A 13,416-nucleotide genomic window follows, 5' to 3' on the forward strand; every position below is an offset into this window, starting at 1 on the left:
CGGCAGCTCCGCCCGGGCATTCGGCGCTTCGGTAACTATGTCATCTATAAGGACAGCCGTTGCCGGCCATTTCTCAATTCGTTCTTCTTACTCGGACCAAACCAGCTTGCCGTTCACGATCGTCGCCGTCGGCCAGCCTTGCAGCTTCCATCCGCCGAACGGCGTATTTTTCCCTTTCGAGAGGAACGTCTCGGGTTGCACCTCGCGCTCGCTCTCCAGGTCGACGATCGTCAGATCCGCCGGCGCGCCCGCCGCAAGCTTGCCTTCGGCCAAACCGAATACGCGAGCCGGGTCTTGCGTCATCCGCTTGAGCAGGAAGCCGAGCGTCCATTTTCCGGTGACGACGAACTTCGTGTAGAGCAGCGGGAACGCCGTCTCGAAGCCCGTGATGCCAAACGGCGCCAGCTGCATGCCTCGCGCTTTCTCTTCCGCGCTGTGCGGCGCATGGTCGGTGACGACGATGTCGAGCGTGCCGTCCTCCAGCCCTTCGATGACCGCTTGCACGTCGCGCGGCGTACGGAGCGGAGGGTTCATTTTCCAATTGGCGTCCATGCTAGGGATATCCTCATCCGACAGGATCAAGTGATGCGGGCAAACCTCGGCCGTGACGTTGATGCCGATCGCTTTCGCTTGGCGGATCAAGCGGACCGACTGCTCGGTGCTAACGTGGCAGACATGATAGTGCACGCCCGTCGCCTCGGAGAGCAGAATATCGCGTCCGACGTGAATCGCTTCGGATTCGTTCGGAGTTCCTTTGAGACCGTGCTTCTCGGCGAATTTGCCTTCCGTTACGGCAGCGCCTTCTACCAGCGAATCGTCTTCGCAGTGCGCGATAACCGGCATGCCCATCGAGTGCGCCAGCTTCATGGCGTTCTTCATCATCTGGGCATTCTGCACGCCAACGCCGTCGTCCGTGAAGCCGATCGCGCCCGCTTCCTTCAGCGCCGCGAAATCGGTCAGCTCGCGGCCGAGCTCGTTCTTTGTAATCGCCGCGTAAGGCAGCACCTTGACGACCCCTTCGCTCTTCGCTTTATCCAGTATGTAGCGAATCGTCTCCGGCGTATCGATGACCGGCCGCGTGTTCGGCATGCAGGCGATCGTCGTGAAGCCGCCTTTCGCCGCCGAGCGAGTGCCGCTTGCAATGTCTTCTTTATATTCAAAACCCGGTTCGCGAAGATGGACGTGCATATCGATAAATCCGGCCGATACGAGCTTGCCCGCCGCATCGATCGTTTCGTGCCCGTTCGTATCCGGCGTGTCGTTACCGTCGGCGATCGCTTCGATCATGCCGCCTTCGATGCGCACATGCTTCTTCACCAGTTTCGCTTCATTCTCGTCCCAGATGCTTCCGTTCAATATCCAAAGTGCCATGCTTGTCTATCTCCCTTCCTTTATTAGCTAAGCGCCCGTTCAATGACGGCCATTCGGATCGGCACGCCGTTCTGCATTTGCGGGAAAATTCTCGACTGCGGGGATTCAACCAGCTCGTCGTCGATTTCGACGCCGCGGTTAATTGGTGCCGGGTGCATGATAATTGCATGAGGGGCAATCCGCTTGGCGCGTTCGACGGTTAGACCGTACTGCTGGCGGTACTCCTCCGCGGACTTGATTAATCCGTTCTCGTGTCTCTCCAACTGCACGCGCAGCATCATGATCACGTCGGCTTTCAACGCTTCGTCGATTGAGATATGCGGCGCATCGAGCTCCGCGGCCGTCATGCCTTCCGGCGCGCAGAAGGAGACGTTGGCGCCAAACTTGCGCAGCGCCCATAGGTTCGAGCGAGCTACGCGACTATGTTGTACATCGCCGATGATCGAAACGTTGAGTCCGCGAAGTTCGCCGAACTGCTTGCGCATCGTGTAAAGATCCAGTAGCGCCTGCGTCGGGTGCTCGTTGTTGCCATCGCCTGCATTAATAAGAGGGATTCGAATCTTCGTTGCCAGTTCGGCGAGTACCCCGATCGGCTTCAGTCGGATGACCCCTGCGTCGATGCCCATCGATTCAAGCGTCCGCACCGTATCATAGATCGATTCGCCCTTTTGCACGCTCGATACGGCGGCGGAGAAGTTCAGCACTTCCGCGCCCAGCCGCTTCTCGGCGACTTCGAAGGAAAACCGTGTTCTCGTGCTGTTCTCGAAGAACATATTGGCGACGAATTTCCCGGGCAATACCGGCTTCACTTTCTCCTGCTGGGCTTCCCAATAGGCCGCACGGTCTAGGATGGAGCGAATTTCTTCTTGATCAAGCTCTTTCAAACCGAGTAAACTACGCTGCTTCAATGTTGTCATGGTCATCTTAAGCTTGCCCCCTTTTAATGCAGAATCGTTACTTTATCTTCCTGATCGATTTCCATCAGCGACACTTCGATTTCCTCTTGTTTAGAGGTCGGTACGTTCTTCCCGACATAATCCGGTCTGATCGGCAGCTCCCGGTGCCCCCGATCCACAAGCACGGCCAGTTGGATCGTCTGCGGCCGACCGCAGTCCATGACGGCATCCATCGCCGCCCTTATCGTCCGTCCCGTATACAGCACGTCATCGAACAGGATTACTCGCTTGTCCTGCACATGATTGCGCCGCATGGCTTGCTCGGAGGCTGCAGCCGTCTCCGCCTTGGCGGCACCGCCGATGCCGGAGTTGCGATCGTCGCGATAAGAGGTAATGTCCAGCTCGCACACTTCGATCGGAAGGCCTTCGATTTCTTGTATCCGTTCCGAGATTCGCTGCGCCAGATAAATGCCTCTTGTGCGAATACCGACCAGCACGCAGCCTTCGATGCCTTTGTTCTTCTCCACGATTTCGTGCGCGATTCGCGTCAACGCCCGCCGGATCGCCGTCTCGTCCATTAGAATGCGTTCGTTGCTCAATGCATTCCCTTCCTTCCGTTCTTCTGCTTTGTCGCGAAACTTGCGTGCTTTTGGCGCGAACAAAAAACTCCTTGCCGTATCGGCAAGGAGTGTGAGAGTCAAATCTGAGCATGCGAGGGCAAACAGAAGATGCCGATGTACGAAGGTTCGACAAAGGAATCTGCTATGTCGCCGCAGGGGCTCAACTATTCACGCTACCTTGCCAGCCTCTCTGGACTGATCTTAAAGGTACTGAAGTTCATTACTGGAATTATGCCATGGTTCGTAAGGGATGTCAACTATAACATCCCCTCTGTTTCGACAAATCCTTGCAAGCGAAATACTGGTCGCCTCAACTTCATCTAAAATGATAAAAGCCTCCAACCGGCCGATTGCTCGTCGATTAGAGGCTTATTTGCTCGCTTAACGTTTGCGAAGAATATCGAGCTCATGCTCCATATCGGGCGGCATCGGCGCTTCGAACACAAGCTCCGCCCCCGAGCGAGGATGGACGAAGCCCAATACCGCGGCATGGAGCGCCTGCCCTTTCAGTCCGATCGTCTTGCTGCGGCCATATACCGGATCGCCCGCCATCGGATGACCGATATATTTCATATGAACGCGAATTTGGTGCGTGCGCCCTGTCTCGAGCTGCAGCTCCATCAACGTGTAATCGCCGAAGCGCTCGACGACCATGAAATGCGTCACCGCGTGCTTGCTGCCCTTCTCCGTGACCGTGAACAACTTACGGTCCTTCGGATCCCGGCCGATCGGCGCGTCCACGGTGCCTTGTTCATGCGGCACGTTGCCATGAACGAGCGCAATGTACTTCCGCGTAACCGAGTGCTCCTTCAACTGAGCCGCCAGCGAAGCATGCGCGAGGTCGTTCTTGGCCACCATGAGCAGACCTGACGTATCCTTGTCGATGCGATGCACGATCCCCGGACGCAAAACGCCGTTAATACCGGACAGATCCTGGCAATGGTGCATAAGCGCGTTGACTACCGTGCCGGAAGAATGGCCGGGCGCAGGATGAACGACCATGCCGCGCGGCTTATTGATAACGATCACGTCGCGATCTTCGTATACGACGTCAAGCGGAATCGCTTCCGGCTCGATGACCGCGCTCTCCGGCTCCGGAACCGTCACGACGATGACGTCTGCATCCGCGACTTTGTAATTCGGCTTCACGGTACGGCCGTTCACGAGCACGTTCCCGTTCTTGATCCAATCCTGTACCTGCGTGCGGGAGATGGCATCATCGTACATGTTCTCCGTTACGAATTTATCCAGGCGTTCCCCGGCTTCTTCGCCGCGAATGACGAACTCGACCGGTTCTTCGCCGATGTTCTCATCTTCGTTATTGAATAGGTTGCTGTCCATCATGTTCACGCGTGTCACTCGTTTCTTGGTTCTCATTCTTCATCGACAGGAACGAATCGAGCAAAATCAGGCCGACGCCCACGCAAATGCCGGTGTCCGCGAGATTGAAGATCGGAAACACGTAACTGCCGAAAGTAAATTGCAAAAAGTCAACGACTTCGCCATAAAGCGCACGATCCAGAAAATTGCCGACCGCCCCGCCAAGAACAAGCCCCAGCCCGATCAGCAGCGTTGGCCGCCCGTTTCGGTTCCGGTGAATGTACCAGACGATGGCGCACACGACGACAAGGGTTATCGCAATAAAGAAAAATCTCTGTTCCTGAAGGATGCCGAATGCCGCGCCACGGTTACGGATCGAGGTAATGACGAAGAAATCGCCGATTACCGGAATGATCTCGTAAAGCTCCAGCTTGCTTTCGATCACCTTCTTGGACACGTAGTCAATGACAAATACGAACAATGCGATCCAGTAGTAATAAAATCGCAAGACACCACTCCCCCTCGTCCCAAACATTGTAGCATAATCACCAGTCCATCGACCAGCGATTACCGGGCTTAGGAAGCGGTTTCGGCTTATTTTCGTCCTTAACCGGCAATTTCCCCCTGCCATGCCTTCAATTGATGGTGTTCCCGCATTCTAAAACCAATCGGCAAAGACCAGACTAAACGACGTAAAGCGTTCCGCCATGCCCGATGAAAGGAAGTGCTTCGATTGACGGATTTGACGGCTGCTCAGCTTAGCGAACTTCGAGCCCGGCTCGAAACGGAGAAAAGGCGGATCGAGGAAAGGCTCGCCAATAATGAACATTACGGTCTCGCCGGCTCGCAGCGCGATGAAAGCGGCGAGCTTTCGACCATCGATAACCACCCCGCCGACGTGGCGACCGAAACGTTCGAACGCGCGAAAGACGTTGCCCTGCTGGAGCAGGAGGATCTTCGCTTAACCCGGATAACGGCCGCGCTGGCCGCAATGGACAACGGCACTTACGGCATATGTCAAGCAACGGGCCAACCGATTCCGTACGAGCGTCTGCAAGCGATACCCGAAACGCTGTTCAGCGTCGAGCATGCCCCGCGTCAGGAACTGTCTTCCAATCGCCCGGTAGAAGAAAAGTTTTTATATCCGCCTTTCGGCCGGTCGAGTCTTGACGAACATGAGTATAATGGCTTCGACGGCGAAGATGCCTGGCAGATCGTGGAGAGCTGGGGCAACTCCGACTCGCCGGCCATGTCCGAGAACAGGGACGTCGACTCCTATGATTACGTCGGCATCGAAGCCGGCGAACCCGAAGGATATGTGGAAGCGATCGAGAGCTTTTTGGCCACGGATATTACGGGCAGCCAAGTCAGCGTCATTCGCAACCGCGAATATTACAATTACATGGAGAATGACGAAGGCGATCACGGTCTCGAATACTCATGAAATTAGGCCGGGCATGCAAGCCCGGCCTAATACGTTTTGACATCCAATTGGTGCTGGACGATCCGAACGATATCCGCGATATAGTCTCCGATGATCGGCAGGTTCAATGCGCCGAGCATCTGCAGCACGTAAACAATCGTGGCGGCGAAGAACGTGAATCCGACCGCGATGCCGACGCCTCTCGCCGTGCCGGCCAACAAATTGCGCCAAATGAGCGAGAACGGGCGGTTCAGCAAATCCACGTACTCGGCCATCTGCGACCTTTCCATGTCCTCGGCAACTTTCATCAATCTTCGGTCCAGCAAATCCATCGAACGCCGAATCGCGCTCATATCCTTCACTTCATCGGTCAAACCAGCGCCCCCTCCCACTAAAAAACGCCCATGCCACCATGCCGCCTACGGCCTATTGCCGCGGGCAGGCATCGTAGCATGGGCGTTCGTTATCCCCGGCCTCCGATTATTTGCGTATAACGAGCGTCCGGAGCCTGGTTGTCACAGGTTACTATGCCCGGATTATCCGATTTGAATCCCGATTTCTTTGTCGCCGAGCTGCACGCGCTCCATGGCATCGGCCTTCTCGTAACGAACGCTGCTCAGCAAGACGTTCTCGAACAGCACCGTCTCGAACGCTTCCAGCGCGCTGCGCAGCTCGCCGTCCACGTCCAGCACGAGATCGATCCGCTTCTCGATCGGCAGATCCAACTTCTTGCGCGTATCCTGTACGGCGCGGATCACTTCCCGAACATGGCCTTCTTGCACCAGCTCCGGCGTAATGTCCGTATTGAGCGCGACGGTTAACTGATAGCCCGATGCCGAGGCAAATCCGGCCTTCGCCTGTTTCTCGACGAGCAGCTCGTCAAGCGCGATCGTGAACGTCTCGCCTTCGCCCGAAGTATAAGCCAATTCGCCAGCGCGAACCGCGGCTGCCGTCTGCTCGGACGTCAGCGACTTGAGATGCGCTTGGATCGGTCCGACATGCTTGCCGTACTTCTTGCCCGCTACCTTCAGGTTCAACTTGAAGGCGAAGTCGACGAAGCCGCTGTCGCCGCTCGCGATCGTGATTGACTTCACGTTGATCTCATCCTTGATGATCGCTTCGTATTCGGCTAGCGCGAAATCGCGGTCAAGCGCGACGATCAGCTCGGAGAGCGGTTGACGCGTCTTCAGTCCCGTCTCGTTGCGAACGTTGCGGGCCAGTTCGACGATTTGGCGCGCGGTCTCCATGTCCTGCTCGAGCGCGGCGTCGATCGCCGACTCGTCGGCTTGAGGATAGTCGGTCAAATGCACGCTGCCGCCGCCGCCCAGATTCGTGTACAGATCATCCGCCACGAGCGGCGCGAACGGCGCGATCAGCTTGGCGAGCGTCGCGAGCACGTGCTGCAGCGTCGCGTACGCATCGAGCTTCTCGTCCGTCAAGCCGCTGCCCCAGAAGCGGTCGCGGGAGCGGCGGATGTACCAGTTGCTCAGTTCGTCGACATACGCTTCGATCGCCTTGGCCGGGTTGAGGAAGTCGTTCACGGCCAAACCTTTCTCCACGGTCAGGATCAAGCTGTTCAAGCGCGAAACAATCCAACGGTCGAGCTTCGCGTTCGAAACGCGAGGAGCCGCGGTTGCCGGATCGTATCCGTCGATGGATGCGTACAGCGCGAAGAACGCGTGCGTGTTCACGATCGTATCGATCACTTTGGATTTGGCTTCGCCGACGATGCCGCGCGAGAAACGCTTGCTGTTCCATGGCGCGCTATCCGCGAGGAGCGCCCAGCGGAACGCGTCCGTGCCGTATTCCTCGATGATCTCCCACGGATCGATGACGTTGCCTTTGGATTTGGACATCTTCTGGCCGTTCTCGTCGAGAATATGTCCCGTCGAGAGAACCGCTTTATACGGCGCCTTACCGTTGAACAGCGTTGATACCGCCAGCAAGCTGAAGAACCAGCCGCGCGTCTGATCAATGCCTTCGCAGATGATGTCCGCCGGATACTGCTCTTCGAACTTCGACGCGTCGCCGAACGGATAGTGCTGCTGAGCGAACGGCATCGATCCGCTGTCGAACCAGACGTCGATGACTTCGGACGTGCGCGTCATGACGCCGCCTTCGCAATGCGGGCAATTCAGTTTCACTTCGTCCACGTATGGCTTATGGAGCTCGATGTCCTCGGAGATCGGATGAACCGAACGCGCGGCGAGATCCGCACGGCTGTTCGGCGCGTGCTCTTGGCCGCAGCTCTCGCACACCCAGACGTTGAGCGGCGTTCCCCAATAGCGGTTGCGGCTGATGTTCCAATCCACCAAGTCCTCGAGGAACTTGCCGAAACGGCCTTCGCGCAGGTGGCCCGGGTACCAGTCGACCGTGTTGTTGTTGGCGATCAGCTGGTCGCGAACGGCCGTCGTCTTGATGAACCAGCTCTCCGTCGCATAGTAGATGAGCGGCGTCTTGCAGCGCCAGCAGAACGGGTAGCTGTGCTCGTAACGCTCCTTGGAGAACAACAAGCCGCGCTCGCTGAGCATTTTGACGATCTCGATGTCCGTGTTCGGATCCTTGACGAAACGCCCCGCCAGGTCGGTCACGACGTCCATATACTTGCCTGCGTTGTCGACCACGTTCAGGAAGCCGACCTCGTTCTGACGCGCGACCTTATAGTCGTCGTCGCCGTGAGCCGGCGCGATGTGAACGATACCCGTACCGCTCGATTCCGTGACGAAATCGCCCGGAATCACGCGGTGGCCGTTCTCGACCGTCGCGTAGGCGAACGGCGGCTGATAGGCAAGACCGACAAGGCCGGCGCCTTTCACGGTGGACAGCACCTCATGCTCGCCTTTGAACACGCTCTCGACGAGCCCCTTCGCCACGATGTACGTCTCGCCGTTCGCTTGCACGCGCACGTAATCCAATGCCGGGTTGACGGCAAGCGCCACATTCGCCGGAAGCGTCCACGGCGTCGTCGTCCATGCGAGCACGAACGCGTCCTCGTCGACCAGTTTGAACTTCGCCGTCGCGCTCAAGTCCTTCACGTCTTCGTATCCTTGCGCCACTTCGTGCGAGCTGAGCGTCGTTTGGCAGCATGGGCAATACGGGCTTACGCGGTGTCCCCGGTACAGCAAGCCTTTGCCGTGGATGGTGGAGAGAATATTCCACACGCTCTCGATATAGTTGTTGTCGAGGGTGATGTACGGATCGTCCATGTTCGTCCAGTATCCGATCGCCTCGGTCAGCTCGCGCCATTGACGTTCATATTCGAATACGCTGTCTTTGCACTTCTTGATGAACGCTTCCACGCCGTAGTTCTCGATCTCCTGCTTGCCGGAAATGCCGAGTTGCTTCTCGACGCCCAGCTCGACCGGCAGGCCGTGCGTATCCCAGCCCGCTTTGCGGACGACACGGTAGCCGGACATCGTCTTGTAACGGCAAATGAAGTCCTTGATGACGCGGCCCAATACGTGCCCGATATGCGGCTTGCCGTTCGCCGTAGGCGGTCCTTCATAGAAGACGAAATTCGGCCGGCCCTCGCGGTTATCCACCGATTTCTTGAATGTGTCGTCTTGTTTCCATTGTCCCAGCACCCGAAGCTCGCGGGCTCTGGCTTTCTCTTTCACGTCTATGCGCTGCATGATGTACAACTCCTTTGACCATTTTGCTTTCCGGGCATAAAAAAAAGCCCATCCCTGAAAGGGACGAGGCTTGGCTCGCGTTACCACCCTTGTTCCGACACGTCTGCATTCATAGACCTTAAACGAACGCATGCGCGCGGCACCTTAGCAAGAAGACCGCAGTCTTCCGTTCCTTGTAACGGCGGACACCCGGCATCGCTTATTCCCATGCCAATCGCACGGCTTCGGCGACGCGTCTCGGAGAGGATATTCGGCCACGGCTTGAACGCCGGCTCACAGCAGTTGCCGGCTCTCTGGGGAACAAACCCATTGGCGTACTCGTTCTCGTCATCGACGGTAATTATTACTGTTATTTATACGTTATTCTGCGGCAAAAGTCAATGCGGATTACCCGCGGGACAATTCGCCCGCGCCCGCAGCCGGGCCGGCGTCAAGCGTATCCCAGCCCTCTTGGCCGAGCAAGTCCAATTGCGCTTCGACCAGCGTGCGGAACCGCGCGCGGTAAATCGAAGCTTGCTTCTTCAGCTCGTCCACTTCCAGCGAGACCTTCCGCGACTTGGAGAGCGATTCATTGATGATGCGGTCCGCGTTCTTCTCCGCTTCCTTCACGATTAGCTGCGCTTCCTTCTTCGCGTTGTTCTTCACTTCGTCGGCCGCTTCCTGCGCCACGATGATCGTCTTGCTGAGCGTCTCCTCGATGTTGCTGAAGTGGTTCAGCTTCTCTTGCAGCGCAAGCGCCTGATTCTGTAATTCTTTGTTCTCGCGAATTAGCGCTTCGTAATCTTTAATGACCAAATCGAGGAATTCGTTCACTTCGTCTTCGTCGTATCCGCGAAAACTTCTGCCAAATTCCTTGTTATGTATGTCCAACGGCGTAAGCGGCATTGGCGCACCTCCAGAATGTGATGGGCATAAATCCGAATTTTACCTGTAGGATTCGACAGATTCATTCAAATTCCTGCATCTGTCTTATAGATATTTGCCCACGACGACGCGCTGTCGGCCTTTTTTCGTAATCCCTTCGACGCTCAGGACCTTGAATCGGCCAAAACCTTGCATCGAGACGACATCGCCTTCCCTCAACGGCGTCGAAGGATCCTCCTCGACTTTCCAGTTCACGCGGCAGCGTCCCGCCCGAATCGGATCGACGATCTTCGTCCGGCTAATCCGGTGCACGTCGCTAGCGATTCCGTCCAATCGCATCGACGCGACGGACAAGCTCATCGTCTCCAGCTGCGTCTGCGCCGGATGCAGCCGCGTAAGCGGGAGCAGCTCCGTCAAGACATGCACCCGGTGTACCTGCCGCAAATGAATGTTGACGTATTCCGCAATGGCTTCATCCAGCAGACAGTGGCAAAACTCCGGATGCACGTGAAGATCGCCGACCCGGTCTCGTTTAATGCCGAGTCCGAGCAGCGCCCCCAAGTAATCGCCATGATCCAGCTCCAAATGTCCTTGCGTGTCGCTTGTGATCTCGAGCAGCGAAATGCCTTCCGGCTCGTCGTCCAGGAAGCGGTAATCCGGCGCGATCAACGCCCTGCGACGCTCCGCTTCCGCGTAGCCACCGGACAATCGGACCGTAACGTCGTACCGGTTGGCGATCGAGCTTACGATCTCGATTTGTCGCGGATCGAGGAAATCCGTCCGTTTCAGCTCATGACCGTGCACTGCCCGCTCCATCCATTCGACGACGCGATCGACGAACGGACGCTCATCGGGATGAAAATGAACGTAGGCTTCCTGCTTCATACGAACATGTTGGCGATGAATTGCACGATCGCGATAATGCCGTACGTCACGAAATGTAGCGCGAACAAGGCAACGATCGGCGATATGTCGAGCATGCCGCCAATCGGCGGGATAATGCGCCGAAACGGCGTCAAGTACGGCTCGACAAGCTTAGCCAGCCATTCGCCGATAAAGCTCTCGCGCGCGTTAGGCAGCCAGGAGAGCAGAATATAACCGATAATCATGTATCGATAAATCGATTCCAGATAATAAATAACCCTTACGACATCTTCCAATCCAAGGTCACCTCATTTTTTTGTAGTCGGCCTCTTCCGTCAGCATTTCCGAAATGGTGCCTTGAATATCAACCGAATCCGGCGTGCACAAGAAAATATTCGGACCCAGCTTCGACATATTGCCGCCGAGCGCGTACACGGTTCCGCCCAAGAAATCGACGATCCGCACGGCAATGTCCATTCGAACCCGTTGCAAATTCACGACAACGGAGCGGCGGCTCTTCAAATGGTCCGCGATGTCCTGCGCTTCGTCGTAGGACCGCGGTTCGTTCAGCACGACGCGGACGTTCTTCTGCGAGTGAATGCTGACGACGTTGTTCGCCTTCGCTGTATGTCTACGCGCTTCGAACGGGGTGGTTTCATGATCCGGCTCCTCTTGATCCGCGCCCGTGTCGACCCGCTCCTTCTCGATAATCTCCTCTTCCTCCTGAAGCCCGAGAAAATTCATAAATCTATTGATCATGCTCATTCACGCTCCTCCTCCGATTAACGGAAGTGTAATTGTCCTTATACCCTCATTACCCGTTCTTGCCCACGAGTACCGTGCCGAGGCGAAGCCAGTTCGCGCCTTCTTCGATCGCGACCTCGAAATCGCCGGACATGCCCATCGACAGTCCGCGTATTGGCTCGCGGAGCAAAGCCTGTCCGTTCAGCGAATCCCGCAGCTCCCGCAGCGCGCGGAAGTATGGCCGGGATTGTTCCGCCTCCGCATCCAGCGGCGCCATCGTCATTAAGCCGACCGGTTGAATATGCCGATAACCCGCCAATTGCCGGGCGAAGGCCGGAAGCGTTTCCGGCGTCAGCCCATGCTTGCTTTCTTCTCCTGACACATTCACTTGGATAAAGCAGGGTACGACGATGCCCAGCTGTTCCGCCCGTTTATCGATGGCCTCCGCCAAGGAGTCGCGGTCCAGGGAATGTATGTATGTGAACTTGCCAATGACGTCCTTCACTTTGTTCGTCTGGAGCGAGCCGATAAAATGCCAAATCGCCTGCTTCCCGGCCGCTTCGTATTCGGCTGCACCTTCCTCCGAGCCGCTAATCTCGCGCCACTTCCCGGAGGCATCCTGCCAGCGGTTCTCGCCCAGATGGCGTAGTCCCTGCCGCAGCGCTTCCCGGGTCGTATCCACGCCTACGTATTTCGTGACGGCGATCACTTGAATCTCTTCCCGATCCCGGCCGCTTCTGCGGCAAGCTTCGGCGATCCGGCGCTCTACCGTTTCGATCCGCTCTGCCATTGTCATGCGCGTGCTGCACCTCTTCCCAATCCGATCCAACTGGCCATCCGGCCGGTCCGCCCCTGTTCCGTTCGATGCGAAAAAAACAGGTCCGTCCGACAGCCGGTACACCACTGTGTTATTTCGATATGCGTCGGCAAAATTCCTGCTTTTATCATAATCTGTCGGTTTATTTCTTTCAAGTCGATCCGCGCCTTGCCCGGTGACGACGGATTAACGGCCACCCGCTCCTCGCTCCCTGCCTCCGCGATACCGTGCGCGCTCAGCTCTTCCAGCAATGGCCGGACATGCCGAAGCACGTTCTCGTCCACTTCGTAGCAACAGCCGCCGATGGAAGGTCCGATCGCGGCCAGAATATCCGCCGGTTGGCTCTCATACGCCTCCACCATCGCTTCCACCGTGCGAACGGCAATCTCCGCCACCGTTCCTTTCCAGCCCGCGTGGGCGAGCGCGACGGCCTCCCGACGCGGGTCCCAGAAATACAGCGGCACGCAATCGGCGTAAAAGGACGCCAGCAAAATCCCCTGCTCGTTCGTCATCAGCGCATCGGCGTCGCCGATCGCGCTCTCTCGGCTTTCCCTTCCGCGTCCCCGATCTTCCGCCGTTACGCGGTGCACGCGGCTGCCGTGCACCTGCTCGGCGCATGTCCACGCTTCAAACGGCCACCCGAGCGCTTCGGCGATCAGATCGCGGTTGCGTACGACGTCTTCCGCGCTATCGCCCACATGAAGTCCGACGTTAAGTTCGTTCCACGGCGAGGCGCTAATGCCTCCCAGGCGGCTACTGAAGCCTGCCGTTAACCGGTCATCCGCCTTGGTCCAAGACGGCAATAAAAAAAGCGAAGGCGACTTCGCTGCAGTTGTCGATTCGAACGGTTCCATCTCTCTCACCC

Annotated in this window: 14 protein-coding genes and 1 other annotated feature; of the genes, 1 reads left to right on the forward strand and 13 read right to left on the reverse strand. The window is 57.2% G+C overall.

Annotated features, from left to right (window positions below; all coding sequences use genetic code 11):
* Window positions 1-87: 87 nt before the first annotated feature.
* The 5 genes from BCM02_RS07360 to lspA all read right to left on the reverse strand — a co-directional run bounded on the left by BCM02_RS07360 (window position 88) and on the right by lspA (window position 4,742).
* Window positions 88-1,371, reverse strand: coding sequence for a dihydroorotase (locus tag BCM02_RS07360; RefSeq protein ID WP_148928407.1), 1,284 nt, complete (start codon window positions 1,369-1,371; stop codon window positions 88-90).
* A 23-nt stretch (window positions 1,372-1,394) separates the two neighbouring features.
* On the reverse strand, window positions 1,395-2,294 hold the full coding sequence (locus BCM02_RS07365; RefSeq protein WP_148928408.1) for an aspartate carbamoyltransferase catalytic subunit: 900 nt from the start codon (window positions 2,292-2,294) through the stop codon (window positions 1,395-1,397).
* Window positions 2,295-2,311: 17 nt separating this feature from the next.
* On the reverse strand, window positions 2,312-2,866 hold the full coding sequence (pyrR, locus tag BCM02_RS07370) for a bifunctional pyr operon transcriptional regulator/uracil phosphoribosyltransferase PyrR (RefSeq protein WP_148928409.1): 555 nt from the start codon (window positions 2,864-2,866) through the stop codon (window positions 2,312-2,314).
* A 402-nt stretch (window positions 2,867-3,268) separates the two neighbouring features.
* Entirely contained in the window at window positions 3,269-4,231 is a 963-nt protein-coding gene (locus BCM02_RS07375) for an RluA family pseudouridine synthase (RefSeq protein WP_425466158.1), read from the reverse strand.
* Complete coding sequence (gene lspA, locus BCM02_RS07380) at window positions 4,206-4,742, reverse strand: signal peptidase II (protein WP_148928410.1); 537 nt, start codon at window positions 4,740-4,742, stop codon at window positions 4,206-4,208. Before lspA ends, BCM02_RS07375 begins: the two co-directional genes overlap by 26 nt.
* Before the next feature lie 198 nt (window positions 4,743-4,940).
* On the opposite strand from lspA, the gene BCM02_RS07385 reads away from it, so the two are divergent.
* Window positions 4,941-5,651 (forward strand): TraR/DksA C4-type zinc finger protein, encoded by a 711-nt coding sequence (locus BCM02_RS07385; protein ID WP_148928411.1) that lies wholly within the window; start codon window positions 4,941-4,943, stop codon window positions 5,649-5,651.
* Between the two features lie 26 nt (window positions 5,652-5,677).
* Here BCM02_RS07385 and BCM02_RS07390 read toward each other — a convergent pair whose 3' ends face one another.
* From BCM02_RS07390 to pgeF, 8 genes are all read right to left on the reverse strand, one after another.
* Window positions 5,678-5,962, reverse strand: coding sequence for a DUF5665 domain-containing protein (locus BCM02_RS07390; protein ID WP_246183275.1), 285 nt, complete (start codon window positions 5,960-5,962; stop codon window positions 5,678-5,680).
* 204 nt (window positions 5,963-6,166) lie between these two features.
* A complete protein-coding gene (ileS, locus tag BCM02_RS07395; RefSeq protein WP_425466159.1) occupies window positions 6,167-9,247 on the reverse strand; it encodes an isoleucine--tRNA ligase in 3,081 nt (1,026 codons plus the stop codon).
* A gap of 71 nt (window positions 9,248-9,318) precedes the next feature.
* Window positions 9,319-9,602 (reverse strand) — a binding site (T-box leader).
* A 47-nt stretch (window positions 9,603-9,649) separates the two neighbouring features.
* Window positions 9,650-10,147 carry a DivIVA domain-containing protein gene (locus tag BCM02_RS07400; RefSeq protein WP_148928413.1) on the reverse strand — a complete coding sequence of 166 codons (498 nt, stop codon included), beginning with the start codon at window positions 10,145-10,147 and terminating at the stop codon, window positions 9,650-9,652.
* 84 nt (window positions 10,148-10,231) lie between these two features.
* Window positions 10,232-11,011, reverse strand: a complete 780-nt coding sequence (locus tag BCM02_RS07405; protein ID WP_148928414.1) for a YlmH family RNA-binding protein — start codon at window positions 11,009-11,011, stop codon at window positions 10,232-10,234.
* Window positions 11,008-11,286: a YggT family protein gene (locus tag BCM02_RS07410; RefSeq protein ID WP_148928415.1), complete on the reverse strand. Its 279-nt coding sequence runs from the start codon at window positions 11,284-11,286 to the stop codon at window positions 11,008-11,010. Before BCM02_RS07410 ends, BCM02_RS07405 begins: the two co-directional genes overlap by 4 nt.
* Before the next feature lie 7 nt (window positions 11,287-11,293).
* Entirely contained in the window at window positions 11,294-11,755 is a 462-nt protein-coding gene (locus BCM02_RS07415; protein WP_148928416.1) for a cell division protein SepF, read from the reverse strand.
* Window positions 11,756-11,804: 49 nt separating this feature from the next.
* Window positions 11,805-12,530 (reverse strand): YggS family pyridoxal phosphate-dependent enzyme, encoded by a 726-nt coding sequence (locus BCM02_RS07420; RefSeq protein WP_148928417.1) that lies wholly within the window; start codon window positions 12,528-12,530, stop codon window positions 11,805-11,807.
* The gene (gene pgeF, locus BCM02_RS07425; protein WP_148928418.1) at window positions 12,527-13,405 is read right to left on the reverse strand and encodes a peptidoglycan editing factor PgeF; all 879 of its coding nucleotides are present in this window, start codon (window positions 13,403-13,405) and stop codon (window positions 12,527-12,529) included. Before pgeF ends, BCM02_RS07420 begins: the two co-directional genes overlap by 4 nt.
* Window positions 13,406-13,416 lie beyond the last annotated feature (11 nt).

This window comes from Paenibacillus methanolicus, from assembly GCF_008124765.1.
GTDB lineage: Bacteria > Bacillota > Bacilli > Paenibacillales > Paenibacillaceae > Paenibacillus_Z > Paenibacillus_Z methanolicus.